11 protein-coding genes are annotated in these 18,667 nt (G+C 47.5%); 5 read left to right on the top strand and 6 right to left on the bottom strand.

Going from position 1 to position 18,667, the window contains the following annotated elements; translation table 11 throughout:
* Positions 1–4: 4 nt before the first annotated feature.
* The 3 genes from JGK22_RS00075 (at position 5) to JGK22_RS00085 (ending at position 4,705) form a co-directional block, all read left to right on the top strand.
* Positions 5–205 (top strand): hypothetical protein, encoded by a 201-nt coding sequence (locus tag JGK22_RS00075; protein WP_293185518.1) that lies wholly within the window; start codon positions 5–7, stop codon positions 203–205.
* A 234-nt stretch (positions 206–439) separates the two neighbouring features.
* Entirely contained in the window at positions 440–4,417 is a 3,978-nt protein-coding gene (locus tag JGK22_RS00080; protein WP_293312134.1) for an EAL domain-containing protein, read from the top strand.
* 102 nt (positions 4,418–4,519) lie between these two features.
* A complete protein-coding gene (locus JGK22_RS00085; RefSeq protein ID WP_293185516.1) occupies positions 4,520–4,705 on the top strand; it encodes a hypothetical protein in 186 nt (61 codons plus the stop codon).
* Positions 4,706–4,881: 176 nt separating this feature from the next.
* Here JGK22_RS00085 and JGK22_RS00090 read toward each other — a convergent pair whose 3' ends face one another.
* From JGK22_RS00090 to JGK22_RS00115, 6 genes are all read right to left on the bottom strand, one after another.
* Positions 4,882–9,441 (bottom strand): PAS domain S-box protein, encoded by a 4,560-nt coding sequence (locus tag JGK22_RS00090; RefSeq protein WP_293205104.1) that lies wholly within the window; start codon positions 9,439–9,441, stop codon positions 4,882–4,884.
* A 481-nt stretch (positions 9,442–9,922) separates the two neighbouring features.
* Positions 9,923–10,048, bottom strand: a complete 126-nt coding sequence (locus JGK22_RS00095; RefSeq protein WP_293185513.1) for a hypothetical protein — start codon at positions 10,046–10,048, stop codon at positions 9,923–9,925.
* 869 nt (positions 10,049–10,917) lie between these two features.
* Complete coding sequence (gene mdh, locus JGK22_RS00100; RefSeq protein ID WP_293185511.1) at positions 10,918–11,871, bottom strand: malate dehydrogenase; 954 nt, start codon at positions 11,869–11,871, stop codon at positions 10,918–10,920.
* Positions 11,872–12,048: 177 nt separating this feature from the next.
* Positions 12,049–12,264 carry an NAD(P)H-quinone oxidoreductase subunit O gene (locus JGK22_RS00105; RefSeq protein WP_293185510.1) on the bottom strand — a complete coding sequence of 72 codons (216 nt, stop codon included), beginning with the start codon at positions 12,262–12,264 and terminating at the stop codon, positions 12,049–12,051.
* A 307-nt stretch (positions 12,265–12,571) separates the two neighbouring features.
* A complete protein-coding gene (locus JGK22_RS00110; RefSeq protein WP_293185508.1) occupies positions 12,572–13,531 on the bottom strand; it encodes a DNA-formamidopyrimidine glycosylase in 960 nt (319 codons plus the stop codon).
* 35 nt (positions 13,532–13,566) lie between these two features.
* Positions 13,567–13,869, bottom strand: coding sequence for a photosystem I reaction center subunit IV (locus tag JGK22_RS00115; RefSeq protein WP_293185507.1), 303 nt, complete (start codon positions 13,867–13,869; stop codon positions 13,567–13,569).
* A 654-nt stretch (positions 13,870–14,523) separates the two neighbouring features.
* On the opposite strand from JGK22_RS00115, the gene JGK22_RS00120 reads away from it, so the two are divergent.
* Positions 14,524–16,563: an ATP-binding protein gene (locus tag JGK22_RS00120; RefSeq protein ID WP_293312137.1), complete on the top strand. Its 2,040-nt coding sequence runs from the start codon at positions 14,524–14,526 to the stop codon at positions 16,561–16,563.
* Positions 16,556–18,343 carry a hypothetical protein gene (locus JGK22_RS00125; protein WP_293217983.1) on the top strand — a complete coding sequence of 596 codons (1,788 nt, stop codon included), beginning with the start codon at positions 16,556–16,558 and terminating at the stop codon, positions 18,341–18,343. The genes JGK22_RS00120 and JGK22_RS00125 overlap by 8 nt, the downstream gene beginning before the upstream one ends.
* Positions 18,344–18,667: the final 324 nt, after the last annotated feature.

Below are 18,667 nucleotides of genomic sequence, written 5' to 3' on the forward strand. Positions count from 1 at the left end.
GCAGATGGCATTACTTTTTAGATTAGGGGCTGGCGCTGCATATTTGGCAAGCTACCCCGCCATACATGAAAATTTAACGCAAGTTCAGAAACTCTACATTTTCTTACCAGAGACAGATGCGATCGCCACTGGCATTCCACCTAAAACTCGATCCGAGCAGTTTTGGGGAGCTGACTTGCATGAGTTTTGGTTAAGATTAATGTAGTGGGGCACTGTCGATCGTTCTCTACATATGCAATCATCAGTCACCACAAGTTTCAACAGTTGACAGTTGACAGTTGACAGTTGACAGTTGACCGAAGGAGAGCGACCTCTACCCTTAAGTCCGAGGATTCGAGTAATGAATAGTCTGATTTTTATTTCTCCCTCACTCGTGTTCCGGCTTTCAACCAATTTTTTCTGGTAAAAAAAGTTACCTGCTCAATGGAACAATTCAAAAATGGAAAGTTTTATCCCTGAAAACGGTGAAGACTGTCAGGGCTGTGCCGCCAAGCCAGACTTGTACGAAGAATTGCAAGAAACCAAAGAATTGCTGCTGACGATCGCCAATTCGATGCCGATGCCCATGATCGTCAGCAGTCTACCTGACGGCATAATTCTTTATAGCAACGATTTATGCCGTCAGGCTTTCGGCCTGAGAGCATTTCAGTCGATCGACCACCAGCCAGCCTCCATCCTCTACAACAATCCCGCAGAACGGCAGCAACTACTGGAGGATCTCGCTCGCAACGGATACGTCCGCGAGACAGAAGTCCGCCTCAAAAAAGCTGACGGTACCCTGTTTTGGGCCACTGTATCCATGCGGTATTTGACATTACTGTCGGAAAAAACTGTGCTGTCGGTGTTCTGCGACATTACCGAGCGCAAGCTAGCCGCCGCTAAAGAGCAGGAATTGCTGGCGTCAATCCACTTGCGGGCCCGCCAGCAAGCGGCCGTCGCCTACTTGGGACAGCAGGCCCTAGCCGAAACAGACTTGTCCGCACTGATGGACAAAGCTGCGGTGTTAATTGCCCAAACCCTAGATGTCGAGTATTGCCAGTTTTTGGAACTGTTGCCTTCTGGCCATGCTTTTCTGTTGCGAGCGGGGATTGGCTGGCAGCCCGGACTTGTCGGTAACGCTACTGTTACCGCTTCTAGTCGATCGCAAGCAGGTTACACATTGCTAGTTGGTGAACCGATAATCGTCGCAGATTTGCGAGTAGAAACCCGCTTTAGCGAGTCGCCACTGCTGCACAACCACCAGGCTGTCAGCGGCGTCACTGCGATCGTTCCCGGAAATCGAGGACAGGCGAAAAAGAACTGGGGACAAGCAGAACCTGGGAAGACTGCTGAGTCGGCTGTCTGGGGCATTTTGGGGGTACACAGCAAGCAAGAGCGCGTTTTTAACCAGGATGACGTTTATTTTGTAGAAGCGATCGCCAATCTGTTAGCTGCGGCGATCGATCGCATTCGATCGCAAGAGCGCTTGCAAATGATGGAACGGGCGATCGAGAGTACCAGCAACGGCATTGCGATCGCCGACGCCACAGTTGCAGATAATCCAATTATTTATGTCAATCCCAGTTTTGAGCGGATCACCGGTTATAGCAGAGAGGAATTAATTGGTAAAAATTGCCGATTTTTACAGGGAAAAGATACCAATTGCCCCGCTGCAAAAGAGCTGCAAACTGCCATTCGAGAAGGGAAAGAATGCCAAGTGATTTTGCGTAATTTTCGGAAAGATGGAACACCTTTTTGGAACGAACTTTCTATTGCTCCCGTATACAATTTTCGGCGACACTTAACTCACTTTATTGGAGTTCAAACCGATGTTACAGACCGCCAGCGCTCGGAAGAAGAATTATTTTTAAAGTCTCAAGATTTAGCCACATTCAGTGCCAACCTCAAACATTTGCATCGGATTACAACTTATCACTATCAAAACTTTCAAGAACTGGTTGATGATTATCTGACAGCAGGCTGTTTAATTTTTGGACTCTCTATTGGTATTATTGCTCAAGTTGAAAGTCAATCTTTTCTGATTCGCTCCGTCAAAAGCAACATCAAATATTTTAACAAAGGCTTAAAATTAAATCTTAGCGATACTTACTGTGCAGCAGTAATCAAATCCAAAAAAACCATGGCGTGTTCTCACATCAAAGAAATACTGAAAACTGGCGACCATCAAGTTTATCAAGATTTGAACATAGAATCATACATTGGCACACCGATATTTGTCAACGATAAAATTTATGGTACTTTGAGCTTTTGTTCGCAAAAAGCCAGACATAAAAATTTTGAATCGCAGGCCAGAGAAATCATAGAACTGATGGCTCAAAGCATCGGTAAATTTCTGGCAGTTCACAGAATGGAAATCGAACGCCAGCGAGCCGAACAAGAGCGCTGCGAGCTGATAGTATCTCTCCAAGAAAGTGAAGAACGCTATCGTCGTTTAGTAGAACTATCTCCCGAAGCGATCGCCGTTCACAGTCAAGGAAAAATCGTCTACATCAATGCCGCTGGCGCTAAACTCCTCGGCGCCAGATCTCCGGCAGAGCTCATCGGCTTTCCGGTATTGGATATCGTTCATCCAAACTATGTCGAAAAAGCCAGAGAACGGATGAGACAAGTCGAGGAAGAAAATCAGCCGATCGAGCTTGCCGAAGAAAAATTGATGCGGCTTGACGGAGAAATCATAGACGTTGAAGTTGCCGGCATCCCTGCTATTTATCAAGGCTCAGCCGCCGCCCAAATTATTATCAGAGATGTCACCGAGCGCAAGCGAGTAGAACAGCAACTACTGCACGGCGCCTTTCACGATTCGCTGACGGGTTTACCTAACCGCCTTTTGTTCATCGACAGGCTAGGACAAGCGATCCGCCGTTCCAAACATTCCCCAGATTACAAATTTGCCGTCCTGTTCCTAGATTTAGACCGCTTCAAAATAGTTAATGATTCTTTAGGACACATTCTTGGGGATAAACTGCTAATTGCCCTAGGGCAGCGGCTTCAGGATTGCGTGCGCGTTTCCGATACAGTCGCCCGGTTGGGGGGAGACGAATTTACCATTCTGCTAGACCGCATTCAGAGCTTCAGCGACGCCACCCTAGCAGCTAACAGGATACAAACAGAACTGAAGATTCCGTTTAACCTCGAAGGGCATGAAGTATTTACCACCGCTAGCATTGGGATTGTTTTCAGTCGAGGTGACTTAGGAATAGTAGAAAGTGACGAGTTGAACGGCCAGCAGAGTGCTTTATACAGCCATCCCGAAGAATTCCTGCGCGATGCTGATATTGCTATGTACCGTGCTAAAGCTTTGGGTAAAGCCCGCCACGAGGTGTTTAATTTGGCGATGCACGACCAAACTATCTCCCTCTTGCAGTTAGAAACAGACCTGCGATTAGCTATTTTTGGCAAGGAGGAATTAGGGAAAAGTAAGGATGAATGTTCGCACTTTATTGTCCACTACCAACCAATTTTTTCCCTCGCCAGCGGTGCGATCGAAGGTTTTGAGGCTTTGGTGCGCTGGCAGCACCCGATTCGGGGTTTAGTACCGCCTTCTACTTTTATTCCTGTAGCTGAAGAAACAGGCTTGATCGTGCCTCTGGGAGCCTGGGTGCTGCGCGAAGCTTGCCGACAATTGCGCGTTTGGCAAGAAATGTTGATGGAAGAAGGAAGAAGGAAGAAGGAAGAAGGAAGAAGGAAGAGGGAAGAGGGAAGGGGGAAGAGGGAAGAGGGAAGAGGGAAGAAGGAAGAGGGAAGAGGGAAAAAATTCCCAATTTCCAATCTCCAATTACCAATCCCCGATTACCAATTACCGATTGCCGATTCCCAATTCGCGATTCCCAATTCGCGATTCCCAATTCCCAATTTCCAGTTACCAATTGTCGAGCCTTCACAATTAACAATGAGCGTCAATCTTTCTCCAAAGCAGTTAGGAATGGCGAATTTAATTGAACATATAGATGAAATTTTGGCAGAAACTGGCTGCGCTCCGAGTTGTTTGAAATTGGAGATCACTGAAAGCGCGATCGTAGAAAATGTGGCTAAGGCTAATATTGTACTCGCCCAATTAAAAGGTAGAAATATTCGATTGTCGATCGACGATTTTGGTACGGGCTATTCGTCTTTGAGTTACTTGCACCGCTTTCCGCTGGATACGCTGAAGATCGATCGATCTTTTGTGAGTCGCTTGGGGGCGATCGAAAACGGCAACGGCGGGGGTCAGCCTTTGCAGATTGTGCGGGCGATCGTAACTTTGGCTCACAATTTGGGATTAAATGCGATCGCCGAAGGTGTGGAGACAGCCGAACAGTTAGCCCAGCTTCGGGCACTCGACTGCGAATTAGCTCAGGGATATTTGTTTTCTAAACCTTTGGACAGTGGCGCAGTGACAGAAATGCTGATAAATCTGGGCAATATCAAGTCGGGTTAACATCTGTTTCAAGAAATCTGTCTATTTCTACCTAAATTTACTCATTTACCCAGAATTTGAAAACTGGTGACAATAGCTGTATAATTCATTTGCGCTTGATTCATGCGAGTTGCTCCCGGCTTAGTTGGTGTGACAACCGAACAAACACCAGGCACGAATGAATCATTAACTACAATTCAATATTTTTACCTCAAAGTCGCAAACTCTAACTGGGGAATTGTGGTCAAGCCTACTGTTGAGCCCAAGCCGAGCAGTAAGCAAGCAGTGATGCGCTACTTTTTACATTGAGGAAGTTACACCGCAGACTTGGACTGACTCTAGTTTTGCTGTTCATGAGTAGATTTAGATAGGTTGTTAGAAGCGGTTAGGAATGAGATACCTAGAAATTAACTTTTAGGTATGTTGTTGCGCTTAAGCGCTCTTTCATAGATCGAGAGCGCTGAAGCGCAACAACGTACCTATGATTAGCGATTAGCTTTGAGCGGAATCTCGATCGCAAATTGGGCACCCTCTCCCGGCGCAGAAGTGCATTTCAACGAGCCGTTGTGTCTGTCTGTAACAATTTGATAGCTAATTGACAAGCCCATCCCAGTGCCTTTCCCCACAGGTTTAGTGGTGAAAAATGGGTTAAAAAGTTGATTGCGGACAGTCTCTGTCATGCCCGGGCCATTGTCAGCAATCCGAACTAATATTCGATCGGGTTTTGGCATTTCAGTCCAGATGCGGATCGAGCTGGGATTTTCCCGCATTTGCTCGACAGAAAGCCGCGCATCTCTTTCTTCCAAAGCATCTAAAGCATTGCTCAAGATATTCATAAATACTTGATTTAGCTGTCCGGCATAACATTCTACTAACGGCAATTGACCGTATTCTTTGATCACCTCTATTTCGGGATAATTGGGTTTTGCTTTGACCCGGTGCTGCAAAATCATCAGAGTGCTATCTATACCGTCGTGGATGTTGACGGCTTTCATTTCTGCTTCGTCCATGCGGGAGAATGTGCGTAGAGATGCAACGATGAGCTGAATTCTGTCTGCACCGACTTTCATTGACGAAAGCAGTTTCGGTAAGTCATCCATTAGAAATTCGAGTTCAATTGCTTCGACTTCCTGTTGAATTTCCGGCACCGGATCGGGATAGTAGTTTTGGTAAAGTTCGATCAGGTGCAGCAAGTCTTGAGTATATTCGTTAGCATGGCTGAGATTGCCGTAAATAAAGTTAACTGGATTGTTAATTTCGTGGGCAACTCCTGCGACGAGTTGACCGAGAGATGACATTTTTTCGCTTTGAATTAACTGCGATTGAGCGCTGGTTAATTGCAGCAAGGTTTGCTCTAATTCGCGAGCTTTATTGCGAGTTTGGGCGTAAAGATCGGCTTGGTTGAGGGCGATCGCCAATTGAACTGTAATCGCTTGCAACAATTCGACTTCGCTATCGCTCCAGGGCCGCACAACATTGCTGTTGCAGCAGGTAATTGCGCTCATTACCCCGGAAAGTGCCTGCATGGGGATGGCTAATACAGATTGGTAGCCCATCCCTCGAATGGTTTGTTTCCAAGCAGGATCTGCGACTGTTTCGACATCATCCAGCCGCACTATTTCCATATGCAATATTTGTTCTCCAACGGGGCCAAAATCTGAAGCCCGATAGGGACCTGTTAAATCGGGAAGTTGGGGGTGGCGAGATTCTTTAATAATTTCCCAGAAAGGCTCCTCCCCGTCTTCGCGATACCAGGCAAAGTTGCAGCGATCGATCTTCAGGAAAGCGCGAATTTCCTGAACTGCGACTGTGACGATGCTGTCGAAGTCGAGGGAATTGCGGATTTGAGCGGTGAGAATGTTGAGCAATTTTTCTCGATCGGCTTGCTGCTTGAGTTGGGCGGACGATCGCCTCAAGGCAATTTCTGCTAGTTTGCGATCGGTAATATCTTCGGTGACAGCTAATAGATATTGCGGTGTGCCATCAGCATCGAGTATTGCTGTTTTCTTGGTGTGAAATATCCGCGATTCTCCTTGGCCTGTTTGAATATCTTCTTCGGCGATTTCTACCATCTGCCCGCTGTCGAGCACTTCCCGGTCTTTGGCGGTGAAAAGATCAGCTTGTTCTGTGGGGAAAAAGTCGTAATCATTTTTGCCCATAACTTCTGCTGCACTGAAACCGAGCAAAGTTTCGGCTGCGGGGTTCCACAGTACAAATCGCAACTCTTTGGCCTCCTTGGCAACTACTCCTACGGGTATGGTTTTGAGGACTGATTCCATAAATTGTTGAGCGCGTTGCAGTTCTGCTTCTGCCTGTTTTCGATCGCTAATATCTCGCACGTTGGCAATGATGTTAACATTGCCGTTAAGATTGATTTTGGACAGGGCAATTTCTGCATCAAAAGTTGAACCGTCGTTGGGACGCCTCGCTTTCCATTCCATGCGACCTGTTTCGCCGGCTAATACTCTAGCCCAAAGTTCTGCCGTTTGTTCTATGGGATTATCGCCGCTTGAATAGTCGTTGATAATTGATAATTTTGTTGCTTGTTCCTGGCTCACTCCGTACATTTCTAACATTCGATTGTTGACATCGAGAATGTTTCCTTCTAAATCGTGAATGAAGATAGCATCGTAGACATTGTTAAAGATTGTTCGCAGGTTTTGTTCGGAAACTTGCACCGCTGCTTCTGCAAGTTTTCGATCGCCAATTTCTTGTTCTAACTGAGTGACTGCTTGGGAAAGTTCGGCAGTGCGATCGCTCACTCTGTCTTCCAACTCGGCTGCTGCTTGTCTCAGGGCTTCTTCTGCAAGGAAGCGATCGGTAATGTCGATCGCCGTGCCGAACAATTTTAGCACCTTGCCACTGGCATCGATTTCGGCGCGGCCCAGGGTGTTGAGGTGTCGCAAGGTACCGTCGGGGCGGTAAACGCGGAAGTCAAAATCAAAGGGGATGCCGAAGTCAACTCCCCGCTGTACTTCTGTATGCCAAAATTCTAAATCTTCTGGATGGATCAGAGCGATTTGCTCTTCTCGGCTGGGTGCTGTGGCCGCTGGTTCGAGTCCGTGGATGCGGAAGAGTTCCTCTGACCAAGTGACGGTTCCCGTTGTTGTATCTAGTTCCCAATTGCCGACGTGGGCTAGTCTTTGGGCTTCTTGTAGCTGTCGCTGGCTTTCTCGGATGGCTGTTTCGGCAACTTTGCGATCGTTGATGTCGAGCAATACACCGGAAAATACGATTTCGCCGGTTTCGCTGCGGGTGGGAATTGAGTCGCCTTGCCACCAGCGAATCTCGCCATCGGGCTTGACTAACCGCCCTTCGTAGTGCCACAGGCAGGTATTTTCAACGGCTTCGTTGATGGAAGCGATGAAGCTTTCGAGGTCTTCGGGGTGGACGTGGGAAATGAAAGAGGCGATGTTTCCCATCATTTCTGCTGCGGTGATGCCGGCTATATCTGCGATGCGATCGCTCATATAGTCAACTCTCCACACTCCATCGCGGCTGCAAAATTGAAACAGAGCTCCGGGGATGGTGGCTGCGATCGTCCGGAACTTGGCTTCGCTGACACTGAGGGCGGCAAAAGTCTGTTGCAGTTCGGCGGTACGGGCTTCTACTCTGCGCTCTAGTTCGGCGTTTGCGTGTTGCAAGGCGGATTCTGCCCGTTTGCGATCGGTAATGTCGGTGGCTGTACCGGTGGTGCCGAGGACGTTTCCGCTGTCGTCGTACAGGGCTATGGCATTGAACATCAAATGTTTGATGCTGCCGTCTTTGGCGATTTGGGTGCTTTCGTGCTGAAAAACTGATTCTCCGGCCTTGAGGCGGGCGAAAACTTCTAAATCTTTCTGGCTTTGTTCTGGTGTCATAAAGTCCGAGAAAGGCCGATCGAGCATTTCTGCTGGTTCGTAACCGTAGATATATCTAACTGCTGCGTTGACGAAGGTGAAACGCCCCTGGGCATTTACCGACCAAATCATGTCTTGGGAGGTTTCTACCAAACGACGGTATTTGGCTTCGCTGGCTTTGACGGCTTCTTCTGCTGCTTTGCGTTCCGTCATGTCCCGGGAGACGCCGACAGTCATTGTAATTTGGCCGTCTTCGTTGCGGATGGGTGCTTTGACTGTGCTAAACAGTCGCACTTCTGAGTCGTGGCGCGTCACCGGTTCTTCGGCAATTTGCAGAGTCTGTCCGGTTTCAAATACGAAAGCGTCATCTTTGATGTACTGGAGAGTATTGTCTGGATTGGAGAAAGGTGCGTCTACAATGCCTTGAAGTTCCTCTTCAGTCATGCCGTAATAGTCGCGGAATGCTTGATTTGCCCAAACGATTTTCGATTCTGGGCCTTTGACTAATACCATATCGGCGATCGAATCGAGAATTTGGTGATATTTTTGCTCGCTGTCGCGGAGTTTCTGCTGGGCCGATGCGATTTCTGCTAATTGTCTTTGGGTTTGCGAGTGCAATTCGGCCTGATAAATTGCAACTGCTAAATGTTCTCCTACTTGTTTGGCAAATTCGATTTCGTCTTCCTGCCAATCGCGGGGTTGACCGCAGGAGTGAATGCACAGCAATCCCCACAAATGTTGCCCTTGTAGCAGGGGTACGACTAAGTTTGCTCGGATTTGAAATCGCTTGAGGATTCTGAGGTGACAGGGGCTCAACCGGGCTTTGTAGATGTCGCTGACAGCTTGAACGTAACCTTTGGCGTAGTTGGCTGCAAATTGTTCGCCGAAGCAGTGATCGTGAACTTTTGCACCCAGGGATGGGCTGAATTGGGGAAGTACGTCTTCTGATACTACTTCGCCGTCGTTCCAGTCGGATTCGGGAATGAACCGGTAAACGGCGACTCGATCGGCATTTAGGAGTTGCCGAACTTCGGTGGCTGTAATTTTGAATATTGTTTCTAAGTCTAAGGATTGACGAATTTTGCCAATCACTCCCATCAGCGCTTGCAGCTTTTTGAACCAGGTTTGAGACTGCATTTCTCTTTCTAGGTGAGCTAGCTTTTGGCGCAAGTCGGTTACTTCTTGATACAAATATTCATGAAACATATTGTTATTTGTTTAGTTATTTTGCGGTTTGGTATCGAGGTACATAGCATCCCAATAGCGCTCTGCAAGTTGAGCCTGGTATAGCAGTTGACAGTTGACAGTTGACAGTTGACAGTTGACAGCTTGCCCGCTTTAGATAAGGGTTGACAGTTGACAGTTGACAATCCCCAATCCAAAATCCCCAATCCAAAATCCAAAATCGTTTGATAGTTGACAGTTGACAGCTTGCTTAGAGAAGAGTTGACAGTTGAAAGCTTCGCTGGCTTAGATAAGGGTTGACAGTTGAGCGAAGTGAAGAAACAATCGAACGCAAGGGTTTGTGCCATGCGAGAACGTCCTAACCCTGATGGGCGCGGTTGCTGTAAATCTAAAAGCAGAGGGCAAATTCTCCTCCTTCTCCTAGCACTTAGCAGCTACTCGCGCTGCATTTCCGTATTTTTTCTAGATTGGGAGGTCGAACCAGGAGCTTAACTTGGTATATTTACTGTAAAAACGGGCGATCGGTGATGGGAAGAGTGCATAAATTGTCAATAATTGAGAGTTTTACCAGAAATAATTGGTTGAAAGCCTCTCCCTGAGCGGGAGAAATTAAAATCAGACTATTCATTACTCCAATCCTCGGACTTAAGGGTAAAGGTCGCTCTCAAACTGTCAACTGTCCCAGGTCAACTGTCAACTGTTGAATCATCAACCCGGTATCTTAAGGTAATTAAATCAGGGAATCTCCGAAAGTGAAAAGCAGAAACCCGGTTTCACGGCGCAAGCGCGCCCAGAGTCCTGAACTAATCTTGACATTTTTTTCCGATCGCCTGTGGTTGCAATTATCACCTTTTTCTGATTATCGCAAACTCGATTGATATTGTCCTAAGTTTGGCGATCGAATATCCTGTTGGGAGTGCCTCTATGAAGATTTGTTTGAATTTAGGCGATCGGCTTTTCTTGAGTTTTCTCTGGTTTTCTCGAATTCTCAACTTATCTGTTTTAAATTCGGTTTAATCCAGATTTTGGAGCTATGGAATCATTTCGATGATTTGCCGGGCCTTCAAATTATTTTATGATATCGCTTCTATTTATTAAACTTATTGAAATCCACCTCATTCGAGCTGAGTTTTCCGGTCAACCAGTTGGTTTTCGTTGTAGGCTCTGCTTAAATTAAACCAACAAAACCGATGCTCTAAGACTTTATTTCCTTTTGAGCGCTTTTGTTGGGTTGGTTAACATTTTTGATACAATATATTACTCAACTATATCACATTTTAGGCTAAAGTCAAGGAATTTTAGGTTAAATCGGGGCTGAGACAGAAACCTAGTTTCTTAACATAATAATTAAGTGAGAAAATCAAGAGGGGTAAAAATAATCAACCGGGCTTTTTGAGTCGAGACTGCGTAAGTCTTATTGATGAAATTGTCTCACCCGAAATATTGAGGCTGTACATTTTTTCGGGTGCACAAGCCGGATACTTTCTGCTGACTTGCTTAACCAGCATTCTTCAGTATGGTTTCGGCTTCCTCAATACTTTGCAAAACCAGTTTACCAGAATCCTGAAAAGCGGCTCTTTCTGCATCGCTAAGTTCGAGTTCCAGTATCTGTTCGATGCCCTGATATCCCAAGCGGCAGGGAGCACCTAAAAATATATCTTGCACGCCGTATTGACCGTTCAAATAAACTGAGCAAGGCAAGAGTCGCGACTGATTGAGTAAAATTGATTCTACCATCAAACAGGCGGAAGATGCGGGTGCAAAATAGGCGCTAGAATTCTTCATCAATCCTACTATTTCGGCGCCACCGTGGCGAGTCCGCTGTACGATGCGATCGATCGCCCCTGCATCCATCAGTTGAGCGATGGGAATGCCGTTGACTGTGGAATAGCGGGGTAAGGGAACCATCAAATCGCCGTGGGAACCGATGACTGTGGCGCACACTTGGGCAATGGAAACGCCCAATTCCATGGCAATAAAAGTTTGAAAGCGGGCGGAGTCGAGAATGCCGCCCATACCGATGACTCGGTGTTTTGGCAAACCGGAAGCTTCCCAGGCTAGATATGTCATAATATCTAGGGGATTTGTGACTACAATTAAGATTGCTTCGGGGGAATGGGCGATCGCCTGTTTGGCAGCTTCTGTGACAATTTGAGCATTGATTTTAATTAAATCTTCGCGATTGATACCGGGTTTGCGGGGGATACCGGCGGCAATGACGATGATATTTGAGTTGGCTGTATCTATATAATCATTTGTACCGACAATTTGGCGATCGTGCCGTTCGACTCCCCTTGCTTGCATCAAGTCCAAAGCAACGCCCTGCGGCCAACCTTCGACGATATCTAACAATACTACATCTGCTAGATTTTTCTCGGCAATTCGTTGGGCTAAGGTGCTACCGACTTTGCCTGCACCAATAATTGATACGCGGGTTGATGGGGGATTCATGCGATTTTAGATGCTAACTTTTAGATTTTAAGAATGAGCTTAAGTGCGATCGAGTGCACTGTATGTAATCTACGTTACCTTTGAGTGGGTACGTTGTTGCGCTTGGGCGCTCTTCGATCTATGAAAGAGCGCCCAAGCGCAACAACGTACCTAAGAGTTACGTCTATAACTGTGAGTTTACTTAAAATCTTCGAGTTGGTCTACGCGCAGCCAAATATTGGGGGTGGGGACTTTACCAAATTTGACGAAGGCGTACTCGCCGCGAACATCCATCACTTCGCCTTTGCTTTCAAATAGATAGGAGGAAAAGCGCTGATCGCTGGCTTGGGCTTCTAGGCTGTTTTCGAGTTGCTCGCGAATTGCGCGGACTATGCTACCTTTTTTGATTGCCATAATTTGCTCTGTTTCATTTATAAAAGTATACAAATTTTAATGCCGATTTGGCTTTAATAGTAGATATAACTGATGCACTCGAAGCAAGAAACCAGGTTTTTGAACTGAGATTGAGGGTTTGGAGCAAATATTTTGGTAAAAAACAAAGGTGATCGTACCCTCCTGCGTATTAGGTACGTAGTTGCGCTTCAGCGCTCTTTGATCGATGATCGTACCCTCCTGCGTATTAGGTACGTAGTTGCGCTTCAGCGTATTAGGTACGTAGTTGCGCTTCAGCGCTCTTTGATCGAGGAACGTACCTTCCTGGTTATTTCTGACAGGCGGGGCAGTAATGAGTCGATCGCCCTGCTAATTTTATCTTTTCGATCGGCATTGAGCAAGTACGACAGGGTTGACCGGCGCGATTGTACACCCAAGCGACGCCACCGTAGTTACCGTTGACGCCTTGGACGTTGAGAAAATTGCTAAAAGTGGTGCCGCCGGAGGCGATCGCCTGCTGTAAAACTTGAATAATAGCTGTATGAATGCGATCGATTTGCACTTCTGTCAAATCAGCGCACAGAGTTGTCGGCATCACTCCCGACAAAAACAAAGTTTCGTCAGCGTAGATATTGCCCAAACCCGCTACCAGTGACTGGTCTAGCAATGCTGTTTTAATTGGTCGCGCCCGTCGGTGCAGCTTGCGGGCTAAATATTCTGTGGTAAATTCGTCGGAAAACGGTTCCGGGCCTAGGACTTTGAGGCCGGTGACTGTACTGGAAACCTCGGTTTCTGCGGGGACGTACCACATTTGCCCGAAGGTGCGTTGGTCTACAAAGCGTAATTCTTGGTTTCCTGCAAAAAATAGGCGGACTCGGGCGTGTTTTGGTAGGGGTTCGGATTGGTTTACCCACAGCAATTGTCCGGTCATCCGCAGGTGAACGCCCAACCAGCCAGCATTTGAGGGCAGAAGGGAGAAGGAAGAAGATTGAAGAGAAGAACTGAAAGTTTGAGGTGAGAATTCTCCCACTCTCCCCCTCTCCCCCTCTCCCGATCTCCCACTCTCTCCCTCTCCCCCTCTCCATTGCGATAGTTCTGCCAGGAGGTATTTGCCGCGCCTGTACCAAGATGCGATCGACTTTCCTTTGAGTTTTGTCAAAAAATCGGTCGCAGAGATTGAGCGGGCGATCGAGCTATGTAACAGCACGTCTCCGCCCAATATTTCGCGATCGAGGGTAAGTTGGTTCAAACCCCGGCAAATAGTTTCTACTTCTGGCAGTTCTGGCACAATTAGCGCTCTTGAGTCTAGTTATTTGGTTAGCCTTATTTAGGAGCGCCGTCGGCTGGTGCTGCTGGTTTGGCTGCTGCTTTTGCTGCTGGTGCCTTTCCTGCGGCTGGTGCTGCTGGTGCTGCTGGTGCTTTGGCTTTGGCTTTGGGTGCTGACACTTCGATTAATTCGCTTTGGGCGAAGTTGTTGGTGTTGACGCCGGCATAATTGACGCTGCTAAAGCGAACGATAACTGGGTATTTAATGCCGCTTTGGTCTACCGTAGCAACGGTGCCCACTTCTTGATACCAGAAGGATTCTTTGCGGAGAATCCGGACTGTCGAACCGCGTTGAACCATGAGCTTTGTTTCCTTTGCGATGAATAAACGGATAAAGCCATTTTTTTTACTTTAGTCGATCGCGCGTCGCATTTAAAGTCTGTAACGAAATTATTGTGTTCGGCGCCGTCTTTTGGTTGTTCGTTTGTAAAGAAAAGTAAAGTTGTTTTGAGGGCGATCGCTGGGGGACAAAAATAAATAAACAGACATTATCCGTTAAATACAAGCTGTGCGATCGGGTTGACAAAAAAGTTTACAAATAGGAGAGCGGGGCGGCCAGTTTGTTGTCAACTTAAGCCTGGAACCCTTTTTTGTATCTCTCGTTTGTTGCTGAGGCCAGATCCCCCTAAATCCCCCTTAAGAAGGGGGACTTTGATTGGAATCCTGTCCCCCCCTTAAGAAGGGGGAGTAGGGGGCAAGCTAAGGGGGGATCTAGCCTCGGGGGTAAACAGCAGTCTGTGACTACGTTTGACCTGGTTGTTGACCAATGGGGCCGCCAGGGGTGGCGGAGGCCCTCAGCTAGTTGCTGGGGCCGCCAGGGGTTGAAAACCCCTGTCTCACAGCTAAAGTCGTCTTTAGACGACTGAATAGCTGATATTAAAGGCGGTAAATTAACCTTGTATTTAATTATCTCGCCGCGCTAAACTATTCCAAAGTATGAGAAGTATTTAAATTATGTCGTTAGTAGATTTAGCTAATACTAAAGTTAGGGTAATTGGATGCAGTGCGATAATGGGTGTTGCGCCAATGATTGCCAGCGCGATCGCCAATCCGGGTGTGACAGCAGCATTGGGTGCGATTGCCAATCCAACGGTTGGGGGGATTTCTATTTTAGCAACGATTGCAGCTAGTATTGCGGGGAATATCGCGGCGAATGACCTCGGAAATCGGATGACGGAAAAACTGGCAAAAAATCCCAATATTCTGGACAATCATGATTTGACTAAGGCTGCGGGTGAGGCGATCGGCTATATTTTGAGAGAGGTTGCTACTAACTCACCTAAGTTTACCGCACTAGCCCTTAGCAAAAATTTCTCGACCAGGGATTTAGATAAATTAGCCCAGAAAACTCCCAAATACTGGCTGGATATTAACACGAGTACAGCCGATTTGTCAAGGGGTTTACAGATTTCAGAAGAGCAGCTAACTGGGATTTTTTCTGCCGATGCCGAGGAGTTCGATCGCGTTACCGGATTGACACCAGCAGATTGGGCAACTTTCCTGGGGGAATTCGCCGCCACCGAGGGCAAATCCTTGGATGCGGAAATTGTCGAATTTGTGGCGAACAAACTGTACACAACATTCCCGAAAGCGTACCGCGAAGTGCTGAAACTGGATGCAGCGAAGGGAGGCGAAAAGTTTGCGGCGATGCTGTTGAATCTCCACCAAATTGCTTTGACGGAATTGAGAGATTTGGGGCTGCAAAATGGGGAGATTCTGCAAAAATTGGAAGCCGTGGCGACGCAGCAGCAGATTTGTCAAGTGATGGTGAAGTTGGAGGCGATCGAAATTGGTATCCGCGACGATTTGGCGCAGATTCAGAATTTACTGGAACGATTTGTTGATACTTCCGCGCCGAGATTGCCGCTTCCCTACGAGTGCGAAACGATTATTGCCGATCGGACTCAAGACTTTACCGGACGGCGATTTGTATTTGCAGCAATTGCGGAATTTTTGCAGAACAATCGCAAAGGCTATTTTGTTTTAGAAGCCGATCCGGGTGTCGGTAAAAGTTCAATTATGGCGAAGTTAGTGCTGCTGCTGAAGCGGCGCTGCGTTGCCCATTTTAACTCGCAATCTCAAGGCATTGCCCGCGCCGAACAATTTCTCGAAAATGCCTGCACTCAGTTAATTCGACGCTATCAACTAAATTACCCGCAACTGCCGGAAAATGCGACGAGAGATGGTAACTTTCTGAGTCGATTGTTGGGGGAAGTCAGCGCTAAATTGGGTGGCAAAAAGTTGATTATTGTCGTCGATGCCCTGGATGAAGTGGATCTCAGTTTGCAGGGGCGCGGTAGCAATGTTTTGTATTTGCCGGATGCTTTGCCGGATAATGTTTATTTTATTGTGTCGAAGCAGCCGAAAACTCTGCCTTTGCCAAATCATCAGGTTTTTGATTTGATGCAGTACAGTGCAGAAAGTTTGGCAGATGTCAAGGTTTATATTGACAAACGCACGGGGAACAGCGCGTCAATTCAGAGTTGGATTAACCGTCAAAATTTGCAGCGCGAACTGTTTGTGGCGGCGGTGGCAGAAAAAAGCCAGAATAATTTTATGTACCTGCGCTACGTGCTGAATGATATCGATAGCGGCAAGTACAGCGATGTGAATTTGCAAGATTTGCCGAGGGAGTTGGAAGGATATTATGACAAGCATTGGGCGCGGATGGAAATGGCGGTTAAAGATAAGGAATTGCGCCGCCGGAAGTTGAAGGTGATTTATTTGTTGACGAAAACTCGCAAGCCGGTTTGTTGCGATATTTTGGCGGATTTTGCTGAGGAAGATGCTTTGGATGTGCAGGAAGTTCTCGATGATTGGGAACAGTTTCTGCGGCGTAGCGGTGATGTTTCTCCCGATTACAGTATCTATCACGCGAGTTTCCAAAGATTTCTGCATCGTATAGATGTGGTGCAGAAAGCTGGGGTGTCGCTGCGGGATATTGAAACGGCGATTTCTGATAATTTGTGGGAGGATTTGTACGGCGATGAGTAAGTTTAAAGAACGGTTGGGGAAACTGTCGCCGAAAAAGCGGCTTTATGCTTTGGAAACTCTGCCGGGGCATTTGGCCCAGAGTGTTCAAGGGGAACGGCTGCATCAGTTGTTGACGGATTTTGATTTTATTGAGGCGAAGTTGGATGCGGTGGGAGTTCAAGGGTTAATTGAGGATTATGATTTGGCGAGGGTTTCTGATGTTTTGTTGTCGGAGGGGCAAGGGGAAAGTTTGGGGTTGATTCAGGGGGCAATTCGGAAGTCGGCGCACGTTTTGGAAATGGATAAAACGCAATTGGCTGGGCATTTGTTGGGGAGGTTGCTGGATTTTGAAGTTCCTGAGATTAAGGGGATGTTGGAACAGGCAAAGCAGTGGAAAGATAGTCTTTGGTTGCGGCCTTTGAAGGGTAATTTAGAGCGATCGGGAGAAGGATGCCTGCGAACTCTTAACGGTCATACTAGCCAGGTACTAGCAGTCGCGATCGCACCCGATGGTAAAACTGCGATTTCCGCTTCAGCGGATGACACCCTGAAAATCTGGGACACAGAAAGCGGCACCGAAAGAACCCTCACGGGTCATACTAACTGGGTAAAAGCAGTGGCGATCGCACCGGACGGCAAAACAGTGATTTCCGCTTCAGGGGATAACACCCTGAAAATCTGGGACACAGAAAGCGGTAAGAAACTTAGAACCCTCACCGGTCATGCTTATTATGTAAATGCAGTGGCGATCGCACCCGATGGCAAGACAGCGATTTCCGCTTCATATGATCGAACCCTGAAAATCTGGGACACAGAAAGCGGTAAGAAACTTAGAACCCTCACCGGTCATACTAACTCGGTAAATGCAGTGGCAATCGCACCCGATGGCAAGACAGCGATTTCCGCTTCATACGATCGAACCTTGAAAATCTGGGACACCGAGACAGGCACGGAACTTAGAACCCTCACCGGTCATACTGACGGGGTAAAAGCAGTGGCGATCGCGCCCGACGGCAAGACAGCGATTTCGGCTTCATGGGATCAAACCCTGAAAATCTGGGACATCGAGAGTGGCATCGAACTATTAACCCTCACCGGTCATACTAGGGAGGTAAATGCAGTGGCGATCGCACCCGACGGCAAAACAGCAATTTCGGCTTCACGGGATTACACTCTGAAAATCTGGGACATAGAAAGCGGTAAGAAACTTAGAACCCTCACTGATGATACTAACTCGCTAAATGGAGTGGAGATCGCACCCAACGGCAAGAGAGTTCACGTACTTAGAAGCCTCACTGGTATTAATAACTGGGTACTAGGAGTGGCGATCGCACCCGACGGTAAAACCGTGATTTCCGCTTCATATGATAGCACCCTGAAAATCTGGGACACAGAAAGCTGCACGGAACTGAGAACCCTCACCGGTCATGCTCACTATGTAAATACAGTGGCGATCGCACCCGACGGTAAAACTGCGATTTCCGCTTCAGCGGATGACACCCTGAAAATTTGGGACACCGAGACAGGCACGGAACTTAGAACCCTCACCGGTCATACTAGCGAGGTATGGGGAGTGGCGATCACACCCGACGGCCAAACCGCGATTTCCGCTTCATTGGATAACACCCTGAAAATCTGGGATTTGCTTAGCGGCAAGGAGATTGCTAGTTTCAGCGGAGATGGTGGGTTTGCTTGCTGTGCGATCGCCCCTGATGGAGTGACAGTTGTAGCGGGCGATCGATCGGGCCGGGTGCATTTCCTGCGATTGGAGGGAGTTAAACAGTTGACAGTTGACAGTTGACAGTTGACAGCGAGGTTTTTGTCCACATCTGTGGGTTGTAGGGAAGTATTTCGGAAAAAACCCGGCGGTTAGAAACCGCGTCTACACAAACAATGTCCGCCTCCGCGGACGAAGAGGGTATTCGGAGATGGAAAATCATCGGGTAAATCTTCAACCCGCGGAGGCGGGTTTTGTCTGTGTAGCCGCGGTTTCAACCGCCGGGGTTTTTGGGTTGATGGATTGATGGGGCGATCGGGTTTTTTGTGGATGGGCGATCGGGTTTTTGGGTGGATGGGCGATCGGGTTTTTTGTGGATGGGCGATCGGGTTTTTTGTGGATGTGCGA

The organism is Microcoleus sp. PH2017_08_TRC_O_A (assembly GCF_020738665.1).
Classification (GTDB): Bacteria; Cyanobacteriota; Cyanobacteriia; order Cyanobacteriales; family Microcoleaceae; genus Microcoleus.